Below are 19,322 nucleotides of genomic sequence, written 5' to 3'. Positions count from 1 at the left end.
TTTAGCCCGCCCTCCCAGGAGCGGAAGTCCATGCCGGTCGACGCCAATCAATCCCTTCTACCAACATCGAAAGCTGTGCCTGCGTCAGATGTGCAACGCCCTCTTTTGCCGTTGGCCAGGGGAAGTATCCGCGCTCAAGGACCTTGTAGAACAAGCAAAAGCCCTGACCATCCCACCATAAAAGCTTGATCCGGTCGGCACGTCTTCCGCGAAAGCCGAAGAGCGCGCCAGAGCCCGGTGCCTCCTTGATAACACCTTCGACCAGTGCAAACAGGCCATCAATTCCGCGCCGCATATCGGTCACCCCACAAGCCAGATAGACCCGTACATTTCCTGAAGGCCCGATCATGATGCTTCCACACAGGCAATAAACGATGCCAGTGTCTTCCGCTCAATATCCGAAGGAACTTTCAAAACTCGACCGTTGCGCAGCACAATCTCGATAGATACGCGTCTCGCCTCAGCCGAAGTCGGCTGCTCCTGAGCTTCCTCTTCAAGCAGTTGCACAGGGACGAATGATGACGGTGCATCGAATGGACTGAATACTCTGCGCCATACGCGGATCTGGGCCGGGTAAATATCATGGCGGCGGGCAACATCCCCAATACGCACTCCTGGCTGATCCGCTTCAGCCAAGATCTCCAGCTTGGCTGCTTTAGACCATCGCCGTCTGCGCTCAACGCCCGAAATAATCTCAATGCGAGCCATGCCAACCTCTAAGTTCTGGTATTAATGTCAGCACTAATGCTGGTTCTAATGCCAGAACATCGCCCAAATGGCTCCATTAGCAAAACCCACTCACCGGACGCTCACCTTAAACAGGCGGTAGCAATCGGGCCGTTACGCCAGACCTTTGAATGGCGCGGCAAACCCCGCATGTTGATTTTTACGTAGAAGTGAGCCGGAGCGGCTACGGAAGAACATATGGGGCTCCTTGGACCGCGCCGCTATAACATTAACAAGGAGCCCAGACTTGGTATGCCACCGATACCAACGCTCTCGAACCTCTGTGCGGAGGGTCTTTTGTCGTCATTTTGCACAATGAGGACAGCCCTCATTAGGCTATCGGATATTAATTACCGATTGCCTTGCATAACTCCGGTGGCATATTCAGCCAGTCATTGAGGTTGTAGCCGGAAAATTAAAATCAACGGCGATTCGATGTTGGGACTTACACCGAAGCCAGCTATCTTCTTCTATAATAACCATTTTATACGGTGTCTCAGAAACTCCATTTAACCAAGCGCGTAAAGCTAAATATTTCTTAGTAACTCCTCATCGCACGCGATTTGAGAAAGGTCTTCAATCTCATCCTTGTTAGATTCAGTGACATCATCTATCGATCGTTCGCTTTCGCTACCATCAGTACTAGAATTAGTCATACGTTTCAGAAATAGACGCATCACATGGTCAACGCCAGCGTCTTTCACTAGTCTGAGGTCTCCCTCGTAGTATTCGCCTTTCGTGAAATTCCCAGTTATTATCTCATAGGAAGGAAAGTACATTACGTCTTTATATGCTCGCTCGAACATATCACAGCAAACACGTAAAACGGATTTTGAATAAGTGGTTGAGACTAAAACATGTCTGTCCTCTTTAGTAGCCATCAATGGAACTGGAGAGACAGTAACCAGTACGCGGCAGTTCCTGTTGACCGTTTTAAGAAGTTTATAGAACTCTTCTAAGTCGTGATAAACCGCAGCTACATCGAAATTGACAAATTCGTGTTGATCTTTATCAAACTCTCCCCCAGCGACACCGGGAGCTACAGGATAGACACTACCATCAAATTTATTAACGAAAGTTTCTGTTAACCCAAGAGTGAAAACAAACCAATCTGCACGCTCGAAAGCGGTACGGACCGCATTGTAGTGAACTTCTCGATCAGCAACTAACTCCTCTAAGCTATTGAAGCCACCTGGTTGAATCTGTGGCCGAAAGGGGTCGATAAACCGTTGCTTTTTGTCTAACCAATAGTTCTCTACCGGATTAAAAATACCGTAAGCTCGCAAGAACAGTTGCAAAAGCTGTCGCGGCGTATAAATATTTCCGTAGCGGGCGGTATAAGTACCATAATTATGTTTATCAATTATATCTTTTGGAGCGAACTTATTTAATGTTTCTGGTAATTTTTCCGTTACTAAATAATTATAACCACTTTTAGCCAAACGACGTGAAATATGCTGAGCAAAGCAGCTGCCTGCCGTAACAATTGCATCTGCTTTTCCAATCTTGATATTGCTATCTACTGTTGGATCGACATCCCGTATTTCCACACCTCGAAATGACCGGACCCAGTGCTGATAATCTTTAATATCGTTGTATGGGTGCATTTTAGCGCGAGCCTTTTATAATTTCGAGTACTTTTTTACCATATAGTGTGTTTGCATGCGAAGGGTCGCCTCCATAGTATTCTGGCAATAAATATCCTTCGTCCGTTACTCCATCGTTAGGAGCACTAATGAATGTTATGCCATGCTTTGTACAAATCTCAATGAGAAGTTCTTCATGTAATCGCCAGAGTTTGAGCCGAACTCTCGCATCTGCCAACCCATGATCCTCAAACTGTTGTTTGAATGGTCCCGGATTATTTAAAATATAGTCCGGATCTGCTATGGGGGGCGGCGGTGAGATGTGCAACATGCGAGATACTGGCACCCTTTCCCGAACCACGAGCATTAGACGTAACCAATCTTCGATCCGACGGTTCAATGCTGCTTTTACCAAAGGCCTCGGTATGATCATATGGTTCGGTGCAAAACCCTGATCATTCGAATCGAAAAAGTCGATAGGTGGAGACATGTTTACCAGGCCCAGTATATTGTGGCCATTTCCCCCAATCACTGAGACAACGAGTTCCGCTGGTTTCAACTGATCATCTAATAATTCTTCTAATGCTGAATTTAAAGCTGGACCATTCGCGGTTCTCCTAAATGGCGGCACATGCCTACCATCCATTTGTATGAAACTTGCCTCTCCTAATTCTTGTGCCTCATCATTCGATAATGCTTTGTAAGCCCTTTCAATCGCCGCGAGGTGACTATTTCCAATAAATAATATCATTCTATATACCCAACCCTAAAATCACTTTGATTTTCTATTGTAGACTATATGGCCGACGTTTCGCATAAGTCTCCATTTGCTATCAGAAAAATATCGACCCGCATCTTGTTGGAATTTAACTGCTTTTCGATCATCTTTAGCAGTTATGACAGTGTTCAGCACCGAGTGAGCTTGCTTCCTCCAACCGGTTAAATGCCTTAACGGGGTTTCATTTTGGGTACGGATACGCTTCATCGCTTCATTCCATATTCCCGGTTCGCTAATTCGATGATCGAATGGCGGCACGATCCAGCGGGAGACCCTACCACTATACGTATTCTCGAATGACAAACCGGAGAATATTTGAATATCATTCATAAACGCGCAATTCAAAAGCTCATTGTAACTTTTTGTGACATCCGATCCTGCGGCATTCATAAGCTCTATATGATTTGGAAACGCACTCGTGAGATCTTCTATAAACCTCACTATGTTATCGTGTAAATCATCAGCAAACTGCTTGCGTTTTTCATCATTTACTGAGTCGACAAATGAGAAACTTCTTTCACTGCCGATTGACGTAATGTGCGAGAACGACTCCTCCGAGTTTAAAAATAAAAGCTCATACATCAAAATATTTTTTACATATGGAAGCTTCTTATTTGTTGAACTCGCATCCTTTAAGAGATAGCCATTCGAGTCATGGCCATTGACTGGTAGCTTTTGACGAATATCGTCAAAAGTCGCGAAATACAGACCGAGGGATCGTTGCAATCCCATTATTCTAATAATCGCAGACTGGATCGTCCCTGAATGGCCAATATCGACTAAGCCTACAAATTTTGTCGCGTCCATTCCGGACTCTTTATAGTAATCAATTAAATGCGCACGTTCCTTCTTGGAGTTTTTCAAGATGGAACTTACTACAGCCTTCTCGCTGAAAAATTCGCGTATCCTCTCTTCAGCAACCTTCCAATCCGCAATGGATCTTTCGTCATTAAACCCATGTTTTAAAAAAATATCATCACTGATAACGGACGCATCAATTCCGAATCGGTTCTTAAGCAAGTCACCAATAGGCGAAGGACTAAAGCTCGTCTCGAGCGTCTTTTGGATATCTTCCGACGCAAACAATTCGGCCACGCGGGTAGAGCGACGAGACGCGTAAACATATTGGCTCGGCGGAGCATCCGGGCAATGCTTAGCGATTATATCGTAGCACCTTTTAATGATGTGCCCATCTCTCGATAGAAAAAATAACTTATCAATTCCTTGTTCGCGTGCGTTATCGAGGATCCACTTAGCAAATCCAAAGAATATTGGCCCGGCGATACAATAGCCAAACTTATCTACATCACCGCCAGTGAAAGATTTCGAACTCCCAACCATGTCTTTTGTAAACTCGGTTCCAACGAGACCTTGAGTTGCACTGCGTAGCAAGCCGTTAGCGATATCTTTATAAGAAGAATTTAAAGGAACATAGCTGTCAACTATTTCCGCTCGCTCAGGAACGTGTAAAGTAGAAATACCTTTTGCGGCTGCATTCTTTATATCGGATATCAAATTATCTCCGATGTGTAAAATCTTCTTAGCTTTAAATTTTTCATTCTTTAAAACAATGTCAAACAACCGACCTGAAGATTTTGTGGAATTGTGTTCAGACGAAAGGTATAGATGATCCCAGTGCGCGTATCCATTCCTTAAAAGAATTTCTTCAATGAAATTTCTATCAAAATAAGTATCAGATGTAAAAATAATCCTCTTACCAACCTCTCGAGCGTGCTTATACATATGTTGACCCATAAATTTTGATCTACACAATTTGCGCTCATAATCTAATTCACGAAGCATCAGTTCGGTTATGTCCGCTTGGCTCAGCCCCAACCGTTCTTTAATCGCCTGATATCGGTCTGCCAAAGGAACCTCATCAATATAAGATCCCTTGGAAAAGGCCCAGCCTCTCGCATTAGCCCTTATTTGAGAAAACCCCTGATATTTACCATAAAAAATCTCTTGAAAGTCTAATTCCATATAATCAAATATATCAGACGGCTTATCAATAATGCGCTCAATAAGTGTTTCAAATATATCGAACGATATCACCTCGTACTTCCTAAAACTCTTTAGTATCTCATCAGTATGCTCTATCGTTTGCCTAAATTCTGGACGTTCAGAAACCTTCTGCTTTACTGTCGCCACAGGAGAAGCAGGCATAACTGCCCGCCTTTTATCAGTACCCACTCGCATTTCTTCGATTTTGTCAATTTCTTTATAACTCCAGTAAAATCCAAGCATATCACGAATTTTATCCTTCCCCGATAAGAATAAACTTTGTGTACAATCGTTGGTTTCAATAACTGAAGATAACAAATCTGACCAAAAGGCTGGATTAACTAGATCGTTATATATACTAGCGTAATAGTCACTTTTTTCGACAGGCTTGTTGATATTGATGACCGGTTTATACAAAATCTTGCTTTTTTTACCAAAATATTTTGCTTCAATTAGAACTGATGACGATACGCCCATAACAGTTTTAATGTTTTTATGAGACAATAACGAATAAGTTGGTAAATCAGTAGTTGTAACGTTAGGAAATGAAAGTACATACTTAAGTATATCTTCATCTCCGCGCCGAATATAAGGATGCCTACTGTACAAAACATTCTCATGGGTTTTGACTAAATTGGTGAATTCATCTTGGAAATCGAGTACTGATAACATCCTCCCGTCACAGCAGATGGATTTATCGTTTAGCATCTGACCGACAAAAAGTGCAGAGTTTGCAGGCACATTAATTTCGCTTCGCGCCCAACCTTTATAAGCTTGTACTCTTAACCTGTCAGCATACATATAATATTGATATTCATCAGTATCGTACTCAAGTAAGCTGCTTCGTATTTCTTTAACATTGGAGCCAATGCCGAAAATAATATCGTCCAGATAGCGGATCGGGTGAAGCCAAATATCAACATATCTTATATCCGCCCTATCGAATATAGATCTTGTCTGCTCAGACAACTCATACCCTATGTAGATGGTTCCCATCGGTATAAATTCTTTTAAATAAACAATTGAATCCTTAGAAATATTATCTGGATTATAATAAAAATGTGTGCTATCTATATCCAGTTTAATGCCACTCAATTCAAAAAACTTACGTCTATCAAACAAGTTATTCTGCGTTAATGATGACGTGAAATTATTTGCGCGAATGTTCGATGCAGCAAAGATCGGACGTTCTAACACGTCTTTCAACCATCGGCGATTTGAAAACTGCTCCTTTTCCTTTGTTGCGATAGGGTCGCTGCCAATAAATATTTTCTGATCACTCATTACCATGGAATTACCTTCAGCGCCCTGAGATTTTGATTTAACAATATTCGAACTTTTAATCGCTAAAGATCGGTGATTCAATACCCGGCAGATTGAAACATGTCGGATCTATCGATTTCACTCACAATCTTCGGCGCAGTGGAGCGGATAATTCTGGTATAGATTCACGTTTTTGATTAAAACGACGGTTTTCTCGAATTACTTGAGCCATTTCTGACAACGTTAGAGCGAAGGAATTCAGCGTTCGGCAATACATTTCCACGCAGAGACTAATAACCCACATCGAGAGCGAAGCCCTTCTACATACAAAGTATACACTTACTGACTTTTCTAGCCTGCAATTCAGCTTTGCTTTCGCGTATCCGCCGTCAATACATGTGTGCCGAAGCTAATGCCAAAGTTTGAAATTGGCAGCGATTTGATCAGTAAAAGTCTTTGGCGGGAGAAGCGATTTAAAAGAGTGCCGTCCCCCACTTCTCTCAGGTTCGCCTTTCGAGGGCGGAGTGATCACGCTGGTTGCGCTTGGGGGAATTTACAATTTGGGCCGAATAAGTCTGGACGTTCAGGTTCAGCAAACTGTCAACGCTTCATTGATTGGACGTACCAAGGGCACCATTAATACCGTAGCCACAGGGGGCGGCTTAGTCATCTTTACCTTGCTTGGGTTCGTTAGTGACAGGCTGACATCCTCCAGTCTTTTTGCATGTTATGGCTTGTTCGTCGTCGGCGTTACCGTTTTACTGATAGTGGCTTCGAGCATCAGGTTCCGATACCATGGTTCAGACGAGAGCGACGAATGTTGACGCCCCCTCGTGAGATCCGCCGCGCATTGGATTGTCTGGTTCCTCTGGTGAAGCGGTACTGGGAGCGGCCAGTACAAGCCTATGCGTCTGCTCTTTATGACAGGTTCGAACTGAGCGATGCTGAAGTCAGGCGAGATGCGTTTATCAAACTGTGTAAGCTTCTCCGGGATAGGGCGATCAGATCCGGACATAGTGAAACTGATGTTCAACAATTGATCGGATTAATCCGGCGTAGGCCTGTAATACAGACCGGACCACATTGCCATCTTATTATTGAACCGGATGCCTTTTACATAGTGTAATCGCGGGTTGGGAATACCGGCGGGTTTTTTGCTTCGCATTGGAAAGGTGGTTGCCTCCCGATAAGATGAAATACGGGCTCACGACTGGACGCCGGGCCCAGCATCAAACAGGAGGCAACCATGAAACAGTTTATCGGTCTTGATGTCTCATTGAAAGATACATTCATCTCGGTGCGTGAAGAAGGGCGACGGGTTTGGCGCGGAAAGTGCGCATCTGAGCCGAAGCTGATAGCAGATGTCATTCGCAAGCGAGCGGTGAATGCTGAGCGCGTCGTGTTCGAAACGGGGCCTCTGTCGACCTGGTTCTATCATGGGCTGACGGCGGAGGGGTTGCCGGCAGTCTGCATTGATGCCCGCCATGCCAAGGCAGCACTGGATATGGCGCCGAACAAGACCGATGCCAATGATGCCGATGGGCTCGCGCATCTGGCCGAGGTCGGCTTTTATCGTGAGGTCCGGGTGAAGAGTTTTGACAGCATGCTGGTTCGTACGCTGATTGCAGCGCGCAGCCAGCTGCTCAAGATGACAACCCAGATGTCGAACCAGATCCGCGGCCTGATGAAGACCTTCGGTCTGGTGGTTCCGAAGGGTGCTGGACGCGTGTTCGAGGAGAATGTGTGTAGCCTGCTGGCGACGAATGCGGGGCTGGAACAGATTATCAGGCCCTTGCTTCATGCCTGGAAAGCCATGCGGGCCCGCACAGCCGAATTGAGCAGGCAGCTTGTCGCTTCTGCGCGCGCCAGTGAGCAATGCCGACTTCTTGCATCGATCCCGGGTGTTGGTGCGGTGACGGTTTCCTCTTTCGTTGCAGCGATCGAGGATCCGGCAAACTTCAGAAAGTCGCGCTCGGTTGGCGCCTGGATCGGCCTGACCACCAGAAGCTATCAATCGGGAGAAGTCGATTACGACGGCCATATATCCCGACGGGGCGACAACCATCTTCGCGGGTTGTTATATGAAGCGGCGACCGTGATCCTCACGCGCACCAGGACCGACAGCGCGCTGCTCAGATGGGGTTTGAAGCTCAGGGAGAAGATCGGGTTCAAGCGAGCTGCCGTTGCAGTCGCGCGCAAGCTTGCCGTGATCATGCATGCCATGCTCCAGACCGGCGAACTCTTCGAGCCTTCCATCAATGCTGAAGCCTGACATGCACAACAAGCTGCCAAGAGGAGCAAATGCTCTTGTGATCTAACTATTAATGACGTTTGCGTCCGCGCTGCAGACGCGACGATCGTCCCTGTCGGGACGCGGACAGGATCATTCCGTTACGTGGGCTGCACTTGAGGCCATTCTCGCAGCAAAGTGCGTCTTTTACATTGGAAGATCCGCTCCACGAAGAACCATCCTGCGGCGAGCCTGTCCCGACCGCGTAAACGACCCTGTACCCGACAAACGGTATCGCCGCACTCCGAAGCGCAAGGCACATTCACGAAATGAAAGTAATGATTAAAACAGGCTTGACGGAGATGCGATTAAACGACACCCACCTGTTCGCTCTGATGGGGTTAAACGCGCATTCTGAAGGCTGGTACATCAATTATTCTGTCTCGACCGTGAAATTCACTGAAAAATCCAAAAAAGGTCCGGGCTGGCTTTGGCTTGATGGGCAGCATGTAAACGTGTTCGGATTGTCCCGTCGAAGAATGGAACCTTATAGCATTTGTGGACGTTACGTTCCTTGCCATTTTGCGTTGAAGCCGACCGATGATCAGATTAGTCACCCTGCACTCGATCTATTGCGAGCCGTTCTTCCGGTGCAGGAATTCAGCTCAGCAGCTGAGGCGATTAAATCCGCAAACCACGATCTCTGGCGACATTGCTTTGGTGAGACAGTTAAGTCTCTGCAACTCGACGACGCCGATGTAGCTTTGCTTATCATTGATCATCTAAGGGACCGCAATTCCTGGCTGTCACGCTATTTTATCGATGCACCTGATATGGTTTCAATGCTTCTACAATCTGTGCGAGAACTCAACGACGGCCCTTGGGACGGTTGGTTCAAATTCAACACGGATTTTTTCTGGTTCATGTCGGAAGGACGGCTCAGGCCGTTAAGATTGGAGGGCAACACATTAAGCGATGCCACCGGCTCGTTTAAAATGGGGTTCAATCCCAGCTCTCTGGCAAATTCGGTGGAAGCTGGAGGAATCGTGCCGGGCCTCTTTCTCGTTTTTCTTGTTATTGCCATCCTTCCGGGACTGCGTGCAATGGGAGGCAGTCGGCAAGTTGTATACTATCCCCTCATGCGCCACGCCTTGCTTAGGGCACTGGATCGTTCATCGGCTCTGATAGACAAAGAACTGGCAAAAGATATCCGATCAGATCACATCATGAACGTTTGGGGGCATCGGACAATCGTTCCAATCTGCGCTGATCCGTGGCGGCTTTTTATAGCTAATGATCCTGCCACATGTGCGTCATTGTCCCAATCATTCGCAACCCAGACTTTAACTGAAACAAGCGGCGGGTTTCCTGGATTTGTGAACGATGAGCTCTGGTCACAATGTGCCGGCGAAGATTTCCTCGAACGCCTTAAAGGTTTCGGCGAAATGATAGCGTCTGCAAATCGGGAGCCGGGTCATTGGCAGAACAAAAGATAACCATCCTTCGAGCCGGACCCGCCGATATAAATGCGTTTCGGCGTATTCGGCTGGAGACACTTCGCTCAGAGCCGGCTTTCTTTGCAAGCACATTTGACGATTGGGACACTTTGCCTGACAAAGCCTGGCATCGACGATTGAACAATCCGGTGTTCATTGCGTTTCTAAGTGAAGAACCTGTCGCTCTTATCGGTCTGCTGTGGGAAAAAGGCTCCAGATCGGCTCATCGAGCAACAGTTGTCATGGTTTATGTCCGAAAAAGTCTTCGCGGGCGTGGTGTAGCGAGCGACCTCTTCAGTACGGTCGAAAATTATGCACGGGATATCGGAGTGACGCAGCTGGAATTAACTGTAAGCGCTGAGAACTCTGTGGCAATAAGCTTTTATCTCAGGGAAGGCTTTATAGAGATCGACCGAATTCCTAGTGGTTTTATATACAAAAGTAAAGAAATTGATGAAGTTTTAATGGTACGCCGCCTTCCAGTTTAACGTTTCCGAGGATATTCCGTCGAGACAGATTTTGTAATACTCCAAGAAAAATTGAAACGGGTTCACATCTGCCGTCATAGACGGTTACGGTCAACAGAAACAGCAAGGCTGATAAGCTTGCCTGACGATTATTAGTTCTACCGAACGCGTGCGTTTTGACCGATTTGTGGAGTTTACTCCGTAGAGGAATGCACCGCAGTGCGCATGACTGCGATAATGAATATTCGTGAGATTTTTGCGCGCAACCTCAGATTGTTGCGACACGCCAGGGGGCTGTCGCAAGAGAAACTTGCACATTTGGCCGGTATTGACCGGACCTATGTTAGTTCGCTGGAGAGGTGCATCTATAGTCCCACCATTGATATGGTTGCGACACTTGCGGAAATCCTCGAAGTTGCACCAGCTGATCTATTGGAGGCAGATAACAAAGATTTGCATCCGTAGGCATCCCGGACCGGCAGGAGAGTTAGTAGTTCTTCAGCAACGGTGTGGGGCACCTACATAGAACCTCAGCGCCAATCGCTGCCATCGACACCGTCTTCTTGTGCTATGGTAAGCGTGGTTATATAGGCGTCATAGAATGGGTTTATGGAAAATCTCTGGGCGCGATCATTGTCTACATCGGTTCGCTTACGCCTAACTGCTTTTTATAGCCACAAGCTCAGCAAAGCCTCAGGTCACTTGGTCAGGATTGATTGTTGAGCGGTTGGTGACACGATTATATATGCACTCCATCCACCGAATCTAAGTTTCAGCTATGTCGTGCCTGAACTGCACCCCGTTTCGATCGGACAGTCGGCATAAGCAGAGAGGCTCAAGCACATGCTTATGTCTAACGAGTATCGACACGTCGAATTGCTGACAGGAGATGTCCGCCGCAGGCGGTGGACAACCGAGCAGAAGCTGACAATTATTGAGCTGTGTTCCCAATTTCAACTAACGCTGATTGGCCGCTAGCTGGCAAATCGTGGCTACAACCTCGAAGGATTTGACGAAGGCTGGTATCGGCAAGAACTCAAACCTTGAATGAAAGTTGTATGCACCCGTAAACATATTCGGGGTTGGGATTCCGCGCTCTGACAGAACCGCACCATCAGTGCCTCCGCGCATAGAGATAAGTTTCGGCTTGACCTTCACACTGTCAAATGCCCTCAGGAGGAGAGACATCGCCCTTGGATCATCTGAAAGATAATCACCGACGTTGCGGTAACCGTCAGCAAATGAATGTTGGATATCGCTTGAAGGGTATCGGTTTCGTGTCGTGACTACAGCTGCCGTAATTTTCTCTTTGCGAGCGATAAAAGAAGCATTGTCGAAATCACGTATAAGAACCTGCAATGTTGCTTTGCTGTCGTTTGCAACAAGATCGGTCATCCAGAAAAAGCCCGCCCTGTCTTCGGTATGTTCAGGTGTATCCGCCCGGTCGAACTGACTGATGAAATCCTGTGCCATAAGAATTGGATTTACCAATTTGTCTTTTGCTGACATAGGGTGCGCGCTGATCCCCTCGAAGACCACCTCGCAGGACGCAGCATTGAAGTTTTCGGTGACCACTTCACCCAATTCGCAGCAATCGATAGTGTAGGCGAAGTCGCAGGAAAACCGTTCAAGATCGAGTGCCCTGGCGCCTCTTAAGCCGATTTCCTCATCGGGAACGAAGGCGATTGCAATGTCACCATAAGTTCCAGTCTCGTCCAATCTGGCAAGGAGTGTCATTATCAAAGCTATGGCGGCTTTATTATCTGCCCCAAGCACGCTTGTGCCATCACTTGTAATGATGTCCTGGTTTAGCCATTGGCGGATCTCGGGAAATTGTTCCACCCGCAGCCAGATATTTTCCTCGCGGTTCAGGCAGAGATCGTCGCCCGAAAAGCGGTGGATCTGAGGGCGAACAGATGCTGAAAGCCCAACATCTGCTGTATCGAGATGAGCGATGAAGCCAATTCGCGGTGCATCTGATCGCGTACCGCGCCACACGCCTGTGACAATTGCGCTATCATCAACAACAACGTCACTGACCCCCAGTCCGACCATTTCTTTCGCCAGAAGACGAGCCAAGGTGAGTTGGCCTGAAGATGATGGTAATTGCGATGATTTGACATCGCTTTGACTTGCGATTGCGGCGTAACGGAAAAAGCGTTCTGTTAATTCCTGACTGATAGCCATATTTATAATTTCCCGATCAACAAGCGGTGGAGAGGATAGGCGCGGAACGTTCTCGGCCTTTAGGGCCGGACGAGTCCGTAACCGTCGCAAATCGCGGTGTTGGTGCCAAAAGCAGACGACCGATCTGCGAGTTGACGCAGAATTCGATTGGCGTTCTTGCCCCTAGCAAGTTCAGGGACAAGGCGTTGTTCAAAGGTTGAACCGTTCAGCGCATGCTCACCACCAATAATTACGGGATGAAGAAGAGCTTGCGTCAGGTTATTGTCATCATCAAATGAGCAAGCGCCGATGATGCTCTCCCATACTTCCGGTGCACGCCATGTGCCTTCCTCGGACGGCACATGAAAGATGAAGTTCCCAAGGCTATAGAATATCGGACGTTTCTGATAGATTTCCATCCCTTGCAGAACAGGAGCGCCGTGGCTGACAAAAACCGCCGCCCCCGCATCGATACATTGTTTTGCTACGCTGCTGACCCATTCAGGCACCTCAAGCCAATCGGTTGCCCAATGGTGATGATGCAGATAGGCAATTACAAATCGGCCATCCTTAGCGGCATCGCGGATCGAAGCAAGGTTGCGGGCAAGGTCGGTTTCGTTGATCTTAACGCTGCGCCTGAATTCTTTTGATCGACGGAATACTGCCCGTCCGATGCAAACCTCTTTTGTCTCGTCGACGGGATATGGATCGTTCGGCTGACTGTCATTGGTCAGGGCAAGCTCTGTATAACCAACCTTGTCGCGTATCGAACGAAGCTCCTGGAATGTATCGTTGTCGACATCGATGATCTGGGAGATGCCCAGCCGATTGATACCGGGGCGTTCCGGACGTCCAATCCCTGAATCATCGGCATACATGAAATCGGGGCCAGGGCCGCCATCCATAGCGACGATAGCGACTTTACGCTGACCAATTTGACCAAGGCCGGGGCAGGCCGCTTCGCGGTGGTTGCGTCCAATGCCGGCGTGCAAAAAGCCCCGCTGATCGACCTCCTCGATCGTTGACAGTATGCCCGACGGCCCCAGGTCAAATGCGTGATTGTTGGACAACGACAGCGCACGAAAGCCAATATCCTGTAATGCATCCAGAACCATCGGCTTGCTGCAGTCAAAAAATGATCCCTTCAGGGGCCAGCCGCCATAACGGCCCAAAATGGTGCCTTCAAAGTTCGTAAAAGCCAGGTCGGTGTTTTTGATTAGTGTAGAGACATCCTGAAATCCGGGATTGGAAACGCCACGTGTATCCTGCTTGATCAGAGACTGTCCGGTTACCGTGATGGTGAAGCTACCGCTCATGATTGTCCTCATTTTTGGAATAGCGACTGACCTCCGGCAATCTGGCGCGGTGTCATTCCGCCCAGGCCGGTCGGCCGCCCTTATGGATTTGGTGGACTGTTCTTACTGGATAAATCGCTTCGACCGTGCCTCGACCAGGCTTCGCGTGTAAGCATTTTTCGATTGCGAAAAGATTGATATCGATGGGCCGCTATCTTCGACACGCCCGTTTCGGAAAATATAGATGTGGCTGCAAATATCCTGAACGACGGCGAGGTCGTGGGAGATGAAGATCATTGAAATATCATCTTCAATAATCCGTTCCTTCAGTAGTTCAACAATCTCCGCCTGAACGGAGACGTCGAGTGCTGAGGTTGGCTCATCGGCGACGATGATTTGCGGCTGAGCAAGGAGTGCCCTTGCAATGCAGACACGTTGTTTCTGTCCACCTGAGAGCTGATGTGGGTACCGGGTGAGAAAGCTTCTGGCGAGATTGAGCCTGTCCATCATCGGGCCAATACCGAGTATTGTCCGTTGTCCAGTAACATTGTTAATCGACTGAACGGCTTCGTTCAAAGCATCACCGATGGTCATGCGCGGGTTCAGTGAGACAGACGGATCCTGAAAGATCATCTGCACTCGCCCGAGGATGCCACTGGTTCGCCCTTTCTTCGTGACGTCGTATTTTTTCTCACTGATCGAAACCTCGCCATCGCTTGCGGTTTCCAGCCCCGCGATGATCCGACCGATAGTGCTTTTGCCGCTTCCACTTTCACCGACAATGCCTGTGATTGTGCCGCGCTTTAGGCGGATCGATACATTCTTAAGTGCTTGCTGCGGTACCGCACTTGCTATAGGCCATGGCGCGCCCCCTGAACGAAAGCTTTTCGAGATATCTGTGGCAACAAGAATATCGGCAGAGCGCCTAATCCCTTTATTCTGTGCCTCATTCCCCTCGCTTGTCGTCGCCCCATTACCCCGATGCTCGCCACCGGAAACATGAAGTCTTGGGACTGCCGCCAACAATTTGCGCGTATAGTCATCTTGGGGTGCCTCAAGGATGGCGCTCGTCTGGTTCTGTTCGACGACCCTGCCGTGGCGCATCACCAGAACTTTGTCGGCAATTTCTGCGATAACGCCCATATCATGGGTAACCAGAATAATTGACACCTCGGTTTCATCAACTAGCTTCCGCAACAGTGCAAGAATCTGTTTTTGTACGGTGGCGTCAAGAGCAGAAGTTGGCTCATCGGCGATGATGATTTCAGGGGATCCCGCCAATGCGATAGCAATAACGATACGCTGACGCTGACCACCCGAAAACTGGTGCGGATAGTCGTTATATCGTAGTTCTGGATGCGGAATTCCAACCCGCTCGAGAATTTCGATGCCGCGTTTTCGAAGTGCTCCACGTGAAAGACCCTTTTGAAACAAACTGATGGTTTCACCGAGCTGTGCACCAATACTCATCAGAGGATCAAGCGAGGCGGTGTGATCCTGGAAGATTGCCGATATCCGGCGTCCTCTGATATGTTTTTCTTCGTGCGCATTGATCCCGTCAAGGGGCTCCCCGGCAAATCGGATGGAGCCGGATGTGCGTTTGAACTGTGGTCCCAACAATCCAATCACAGCATTACCGAGGGTCGATTTCCCAGCGCCTGATTCTCCAATAACGCCCAGGATTTGGCCTTTTCCGAGTGATGTGCTGACATTGTCCAGGATTGGTACAGGACCGTTTGCTGCACAAAATTGCAAAGAGAGGTTCTCAATCTCAAGAAGGTCAGTGCTCATATTTTTAATCATCGTGTTGTGTTCCTTGGATCAAAGCGGCGTCGAATATCCTCACCGACGAAGTTGACGCTTGCGATCAGCCCGAACAGGGCAAGACCCGGAAAGAAACTGATCCAGTACTGGCCGGTCATCAGATACTGGAAACCGTTTGCAACGGCGGAGCCAAGCGAGGGTTGATCGACTGGGACGCCAAGTCCGAGAAAAGACAATGTCGCTTCAAGTGCGATGGCGTGACCAACCTCGATCGGTACCAGCGTGAGTGCTGGAGCTATGCTGTTGGGCAGAAGATGCCGGAATATGACCGTGAAGGTCGGCAATCGCAGCAGATGGGCGGCGTCGATATAGGATTTGCCTCGTTCACTCAGCGCCACAGCGCGGGCGACACGCGCATAATTGGCCCATTGGACAATGATAAGAGCCAGTATAATACGGTCGATGCCAGGGCCGAGTGTAACGATGGCTATCAGAGCGATCAGGATCGAGGGCAGGCTCAAAAACAGATCAACCGTCCGCATGATGACGACGTCGACTTTGTTGCCGAAATAAGCCGACATCACGCCTGCTGTCAGTCCGATCATTCCGGCGATCCCAGTACTGACAAGCGATACGATGAGACTGACGCGCAAGCCGTAAAGGATGGTGCTCGCAATATCACGTCCCAGACCGTCGGTGCCAAGAAGATAGACATAGCCACCACTTCCCGTCGTACCAGGCTGAGAAGAAGCCTCCCAGCCGAAAATCTGTAGGGGATCATAGGGGTTTTGTGACGCAATGAGCGGCGCTGCAATTGCGAAAAGGACAAAGATCGCGAAAATAACTGTCGACGGCGTTCGCGGAAGCCAGGAAGGGCTCTTCCATAATTTCCGGAGAGTTTCGGTTTTCATGGCAGTTTACCTTTGTGAAGAATGGCGTATGCGTGGATCAATAATCGCGTGGAACAGATCAACGAGTGCGTTGAGAACGACGAATGTGACGGATACAAATGTCAGGGTGGCCATCACGACAGGTCGGTCGAGAAGTTGGATCGAGTCGATGAGCAGCTTGCCAACACCGGGCCATGCGAAGATCGTCTCGACCACCACTGCGAAGGCTAGCAATGCGCCAAATTGCAGGCCTATCACGGTTACGATCGGCACACTGATATTGGGCAGCGTATGTTGAAACAGAATCCGTTTGGGTGAGAGACCCTTCGCCCGGCAGAACCTTATGAAGTCGAGGCTTTCCACTTCTACTGTACCGGCGCGCGTCAGCCGGGCAATCAGCGCAATGTTGGGAATTGCCAACGAAAGAGCGGGGAGGATGAGATGCTTCAAACCGTTGCCGGTCAGAACGCTCCATTCTATCCCCAATAATCGTGCTGTGTCGCCGCGGCCGCCGGAAGGAAACCAGCCCATCATGACCGCACCTGCAAGGATCAGAACCATGCTCAGCCAAAAGGCAGGTATACTGAGGGCAAAGACACTTGCCCTCAGAACGGTTCGGTCGATGAGCGATCCCTGCATGCGACCGGCAAGGAGGCCAAGCAGAACTCCTGTAGGTGCTGCAATCAGCATGGCAGTCGAAGCAAGTTCAAGCGTAGCAGGAAGCTTGATCATCACCAGCTGAAGTGCCGGCAGATGATAGATGTATGAGGTTCCGAATGCCCCCGTGAGCAGGGACTTCAGAAAAATGAGGTATTGTTGCCACATGGGCTGATCGAGTCCGAGCGCGATTGTAGCGTTACGAATATCTTCCGCGGTAGCGGTCTCCATATTCACAATATTGAAGACCGGGTTTCCAATGCTGTGTATTCCGACGAAACCTATGAGGGACATAACGAACAGCAATATAATAGCTTGTCCAAGACGACCGGTGATGGCAGCGATCAGGCTCATGGTCACTCTCCCGCCGGAACGGCTTGCATGGCCGTCGTCCATCCGCGGGGATGAACATGATATGAGGCGACACGCTGTCCGTATCCGGCAATATGATGGAAATGGTAGAGCGGAATGATTGGATACTCACTCATCACCAGTTCTGTTGCCCGGGCGACAGCTTCGTCCCGATCTGGCCCAACTTCGATCATTTCTGCTTTGGCAAGGGTGTCATCGAACTCGGTGTTGCGATAATCGCCATAGTTCAACGAGCCGGTTTTTCGTTCATCATTCTTTGATGCCACTACCGCATCAAGACAGATTGTTACTGCATCACCGGAACAGCCGGCATACCAGACGGGATAATCACCCTGGGTGAGCTTGTTTGCGTAAACCGAATAAGGCGCGACGACTGGTTTCACTCTGACGCCTATACGCGCCCAGTTTTGTGCTACCGACTGCAGGGATTCACTGTCTCCGGGGTAACGGCCTCCGGGACCGCCGAGCTCAAGATTGAAGCCGTCCCCGAAACCCGCTTGTGTCAGCAATTCTCTGGCACCGTCATAATCAGGTTGTGTTGCCAAGAGCTTCTCAGAGGTGCCGGGCATGCCGGTTGGAAACAGTTGCGACGCGGGGCTGCCGTAGCCCATCAATATCTTCTCCGCGAGGAAATCGCGATCAGTTGCAATTGTGAGAGCTTTCCGGACGCGCACATCACGAAACGGGTTCGCGATAGGCTCGCCGGATTTGTCTGTCACGCCAGGCAGTTTCTGCCGACCAATATCAAATTGCAGGAAGTTGGAACGGGCGGCACTGGTGCTCTCAATTCTGGCGCCGCGCCGCTTAAGCATTTTCACATCGCGCGCCGGGATAAAATCGGCAAGATCAACGTCACCTGTGGTGAGTGCTGCAACGCGAGCAGCAGGGCTTTCGACAATCCTGAGCGTAACATCAGACCAGGCCGGTCGCTTGCCCCAATAATCATCGTTACGAACGAGTTTCAGTGTTTCTCCGGACTGCCAGCTGTCGAACTTATAAGGCCCGGTACCAATCACCGCCGCTCCACGGTTCATTTCATCGGTGGTTTTGAAGCGGTTGTCGTCATGTTGGACGATGAAGATGGAAGCAAGTGACAGCGGTAGGGTCGGAGAGGCTTCATTTGTTTCGAACACGACCGTATGGGGATCAGGTGCTGTGACCTTGCTGATTGCCTGCGTGTAGGCCGCTAATCCTCCGCTTGGCGGCTTCAGAAACTGCTGAACCCGCTCAATAGTTGCGATGACATCCTGCGACGTAAACCGCGATCCATCATGAAACTTCACGCCCTCGCGAAGCCTGAATTCCCATTTTTTGTCTGAAAGTCGTTTCCAGGACGTTGCAAGCCCTGGCTTTGGTTCCATAGTTTCGTCCTGATAGACCAGACGCTCGAAAATATGGGAAAGAAGTGAAGTGTTTTCGTTGAGATCCGCATAATGCGGGTCCAGAGTCATCAGTTTGTATGCCGTCGCGACTTTTAGTGTCTGCGCGTCCGCTGCAGTGACTGCCAGACCTCCAAGCATAGAAATGCCCATACCCGCGCTAAACAGCGCGCGGCCAATAATGTCAAAAAATGTCATCGGATTGCTCCCTTAGGTGTTTCGCTACACGCCCTCACTTGGGGCAATGCA

15 protein-coding genes are annotated in these 19,322 nt (G+C 48.9%); 4 read left to right on the top strand and 11 right to left on the bottom strand.

From position 1 onward, the window contains the following. Position 1: 1 nt before the first annotated feature. The 5 genes from tnpB to ACSME1_RS12810 all read right to left on the bottom strand — a co-directional run bounded on the left by tnpB (position 2) and on the right by ACSME1_RS12810 (position 6,378). The gene (tnpB, locus tag ACSME1_RS12830) at positions 2–349 is read right to left on the bottom strand and encodes an IS66 family insertion sequence element accessory protein TnpB (RefSeq protein ID WP_435655298.1); all 348 of its coding nucleotides are present in this window, start codon (positions 347–349) and stop codon (positions 2–4) included. Beyond that, the gene (gene tnpA / locus ACSME1_RS12825) at positions 346–708 is read right to left on the bottom strand and encodes an IS66-like element accessory protein TnpA (protein ID WP_435655297.1); all 363 of its coding nucleotides are present in this window, start codon (positions 706–708) and stop codon (positions 346–348) included. Before tnpA ends, tnpB begins: the two co-directional genes overlap by 4 nt. A gap of 545 nt (positions 709–1,253) precedes the next feature. After that, positions 1,254–2,333: a GSCFA domain-containing protein gene (locus ACSME1_RS12820; RefSeq protein ID WP_435655296.1), complete on the bottom strand. Its 1,080-nt coding sequence runs from the start codon at positions 2,331–2,333 to the stop codon at positions 1,254–1,256. 1 nt (position 2,334) lies between these two features. Further along, a complete protein-coding gene (locus ACSME1_RS12815) occupies positions 2,335–3,063 on the bottom strand; it encodes a hypothetical protein (RefSeq protein WP_435655295.1) in 729 nt (242 codons plus the stop codon). A gap of 21 nt (positions 3,064–3,084) precedes the next feature. Further along, positions 3,085–6,378, bottom strand: a complete 3,294-nt coding sequence (locus ACSME1_RS12810) for an HAD family hydrolase (protein ID WP_435655294.1) — start codon at positions 6,376–6,378, stop codon at positions 3,085–3,087. 1,225 nt (positions 6,379–7,603) lie between these two features. Here ACSME1_RS12810 and ACSME1_RS12805 point away from each other — a divergent pair. The 4 genes from ACSME1_RS12805 (at position 7,604) to ACSME1_RS12790 (ending at position 11,015) form a co-directional block, all read left to right on the top strand. Continuing rightward, positions 7,604–8,629 carry an IS110 family transposase gene (locus ACSME1_RS12805; protein ID WP_435655293.1) on the top strand — a complete coding sequence of 342 codons (1,026 nt, stop codon included), beginning with the start codon at positions 7,604–7,606 and terminating at the stop codon, positions 8,627–8,629. A 287-nt stretch (positions 8,630–8,916) separates the two neighbouring features. Then, the gene (locus ACSME1_RS12800) at positions 8,917–10,083 is read left to right on the top strand and encodes a hypothetical protein (protein WP_435655292.1); all 1,167 of its coding nucleotides are present in this window, start codon (positions 8,917–8,919) and stop codon (positions 10,081–10,083) included. Next, entirely contained in the window at positions 10,065–10,571 is a 507-nt protein-coding gene (locus ACSME1_RS12795; RefSeq protein WP_435655291.1) for an N-acetyltransferase family protein, read from the top strand. The genes ACSME1_RS12800 and ACSME1_RS12795 overlap by 19 nt, the downstream gene beginning before the upstream one ends. 216 nt (positions 10,572–10,787) lie before the next feature. After that, on the top strand, positions 10,788–11,015 hold the full coding sequence (locus tag ACSME1_RS12790; protein WP_424577351.1) for a helix-turn-helix domain-containing protein: 228 nt from the start codon (positions 10,788–10,790) through the stop codon (positions 11,013–11,015). A 492-nt stretch (positions 11,016–11,507) separates the two neighbouring features. Here ACSME1_RS12790 and pepT read toward each other — a convergent pair whose 3' ends face one another. The 6 genes from pepT to ACSME1_RS12760 form a co-directional block, all read right to left on the bottom strand. After that, positions 11,508–12,737 (bottom strand): peptidase T, encoded by a 1,230-nt coding sequence (gene pepT, locus ACSME1_RS12785; protein WP_435655290.1) that lies wholly within the window; start codon positions 12,735–12,737, stop codon positions 11,508–11,510. 59 nt (positions 12,738–12,796) lie between these two features. Then, complete coding sequence (locus ACSME1_RS12780; protein WP_435655289.1) at positions 12,797–14,032, bottom strand: CapA family protein; 1,236 nt, start codon at positions 14,030–14,032, stop codon at positions 12,797–12,799. A 102-nt stretch (positions 14,033–14,134) separates the two neighbouring features. Then, positions 14,135–15,802, bottom strand: coding sequence for a dipeptide ABC transporter ATP-binding protein (locus ACSME1_RS12775; RefSeq protein ID WP_435655288.1), 1,668 nt, complete (start codon positions 15,800–15,802; stop codon positions 14,135–14,137). 8 nt (positions 15,803–15,810) lie between these two features. Continuing rightward, a complete protein-coding gene (locus ACSME1_RS12770) occupies positions 15,811–16,686 on the bottom strand; it encodes an ABC transporter permease (protein WP_435655287.1) in 876 nt (291 codons plus the stop codon). A 6-nt stretch (positions 16,687–16,692) separates the two neighbouring features. Then, positions 16,693–17,676: an ABC transporter permease gene (locus ACSME1_RS12765; RefSeq protein ID WP_435655286.1), complete on the bottom strand. Its 984-nt coding sequence runs from the start codon at positions 17,674–17,676 to the stop codon at positions 16,693–16,695. A gap of 2 nt (positions 17,677–17,678) precedes the next feature. After that, positions 17,679–19,271, bottom strand: a complete 1,593-nt coding sequence (locus ACSME1_RS12760; protein WP_435655285.1) for an ABC transporter substrate-binding protein — start codon at positions 19,269–19,271, stop codon at positions 17,679–17,681. Positions 19,272–19,322 lie beyond the last annotated feature (51 nt).

Origin of the sequence: Brucella pituitosa (assembly GCF_965577835.1) — a bacterium.
Taxonomy (GTDB): Bacteria; Pseudomonadota; Alphaproteobacteria; order Rhizobiales; family Rhizobiaceae; genus Brucella; species Brucella pituitosa.
The sequence above is the reverse complement of the archived record's forward strand: the minus strand, read 5'-3'. Positions and strand labels throughout refer to the sequence as shown.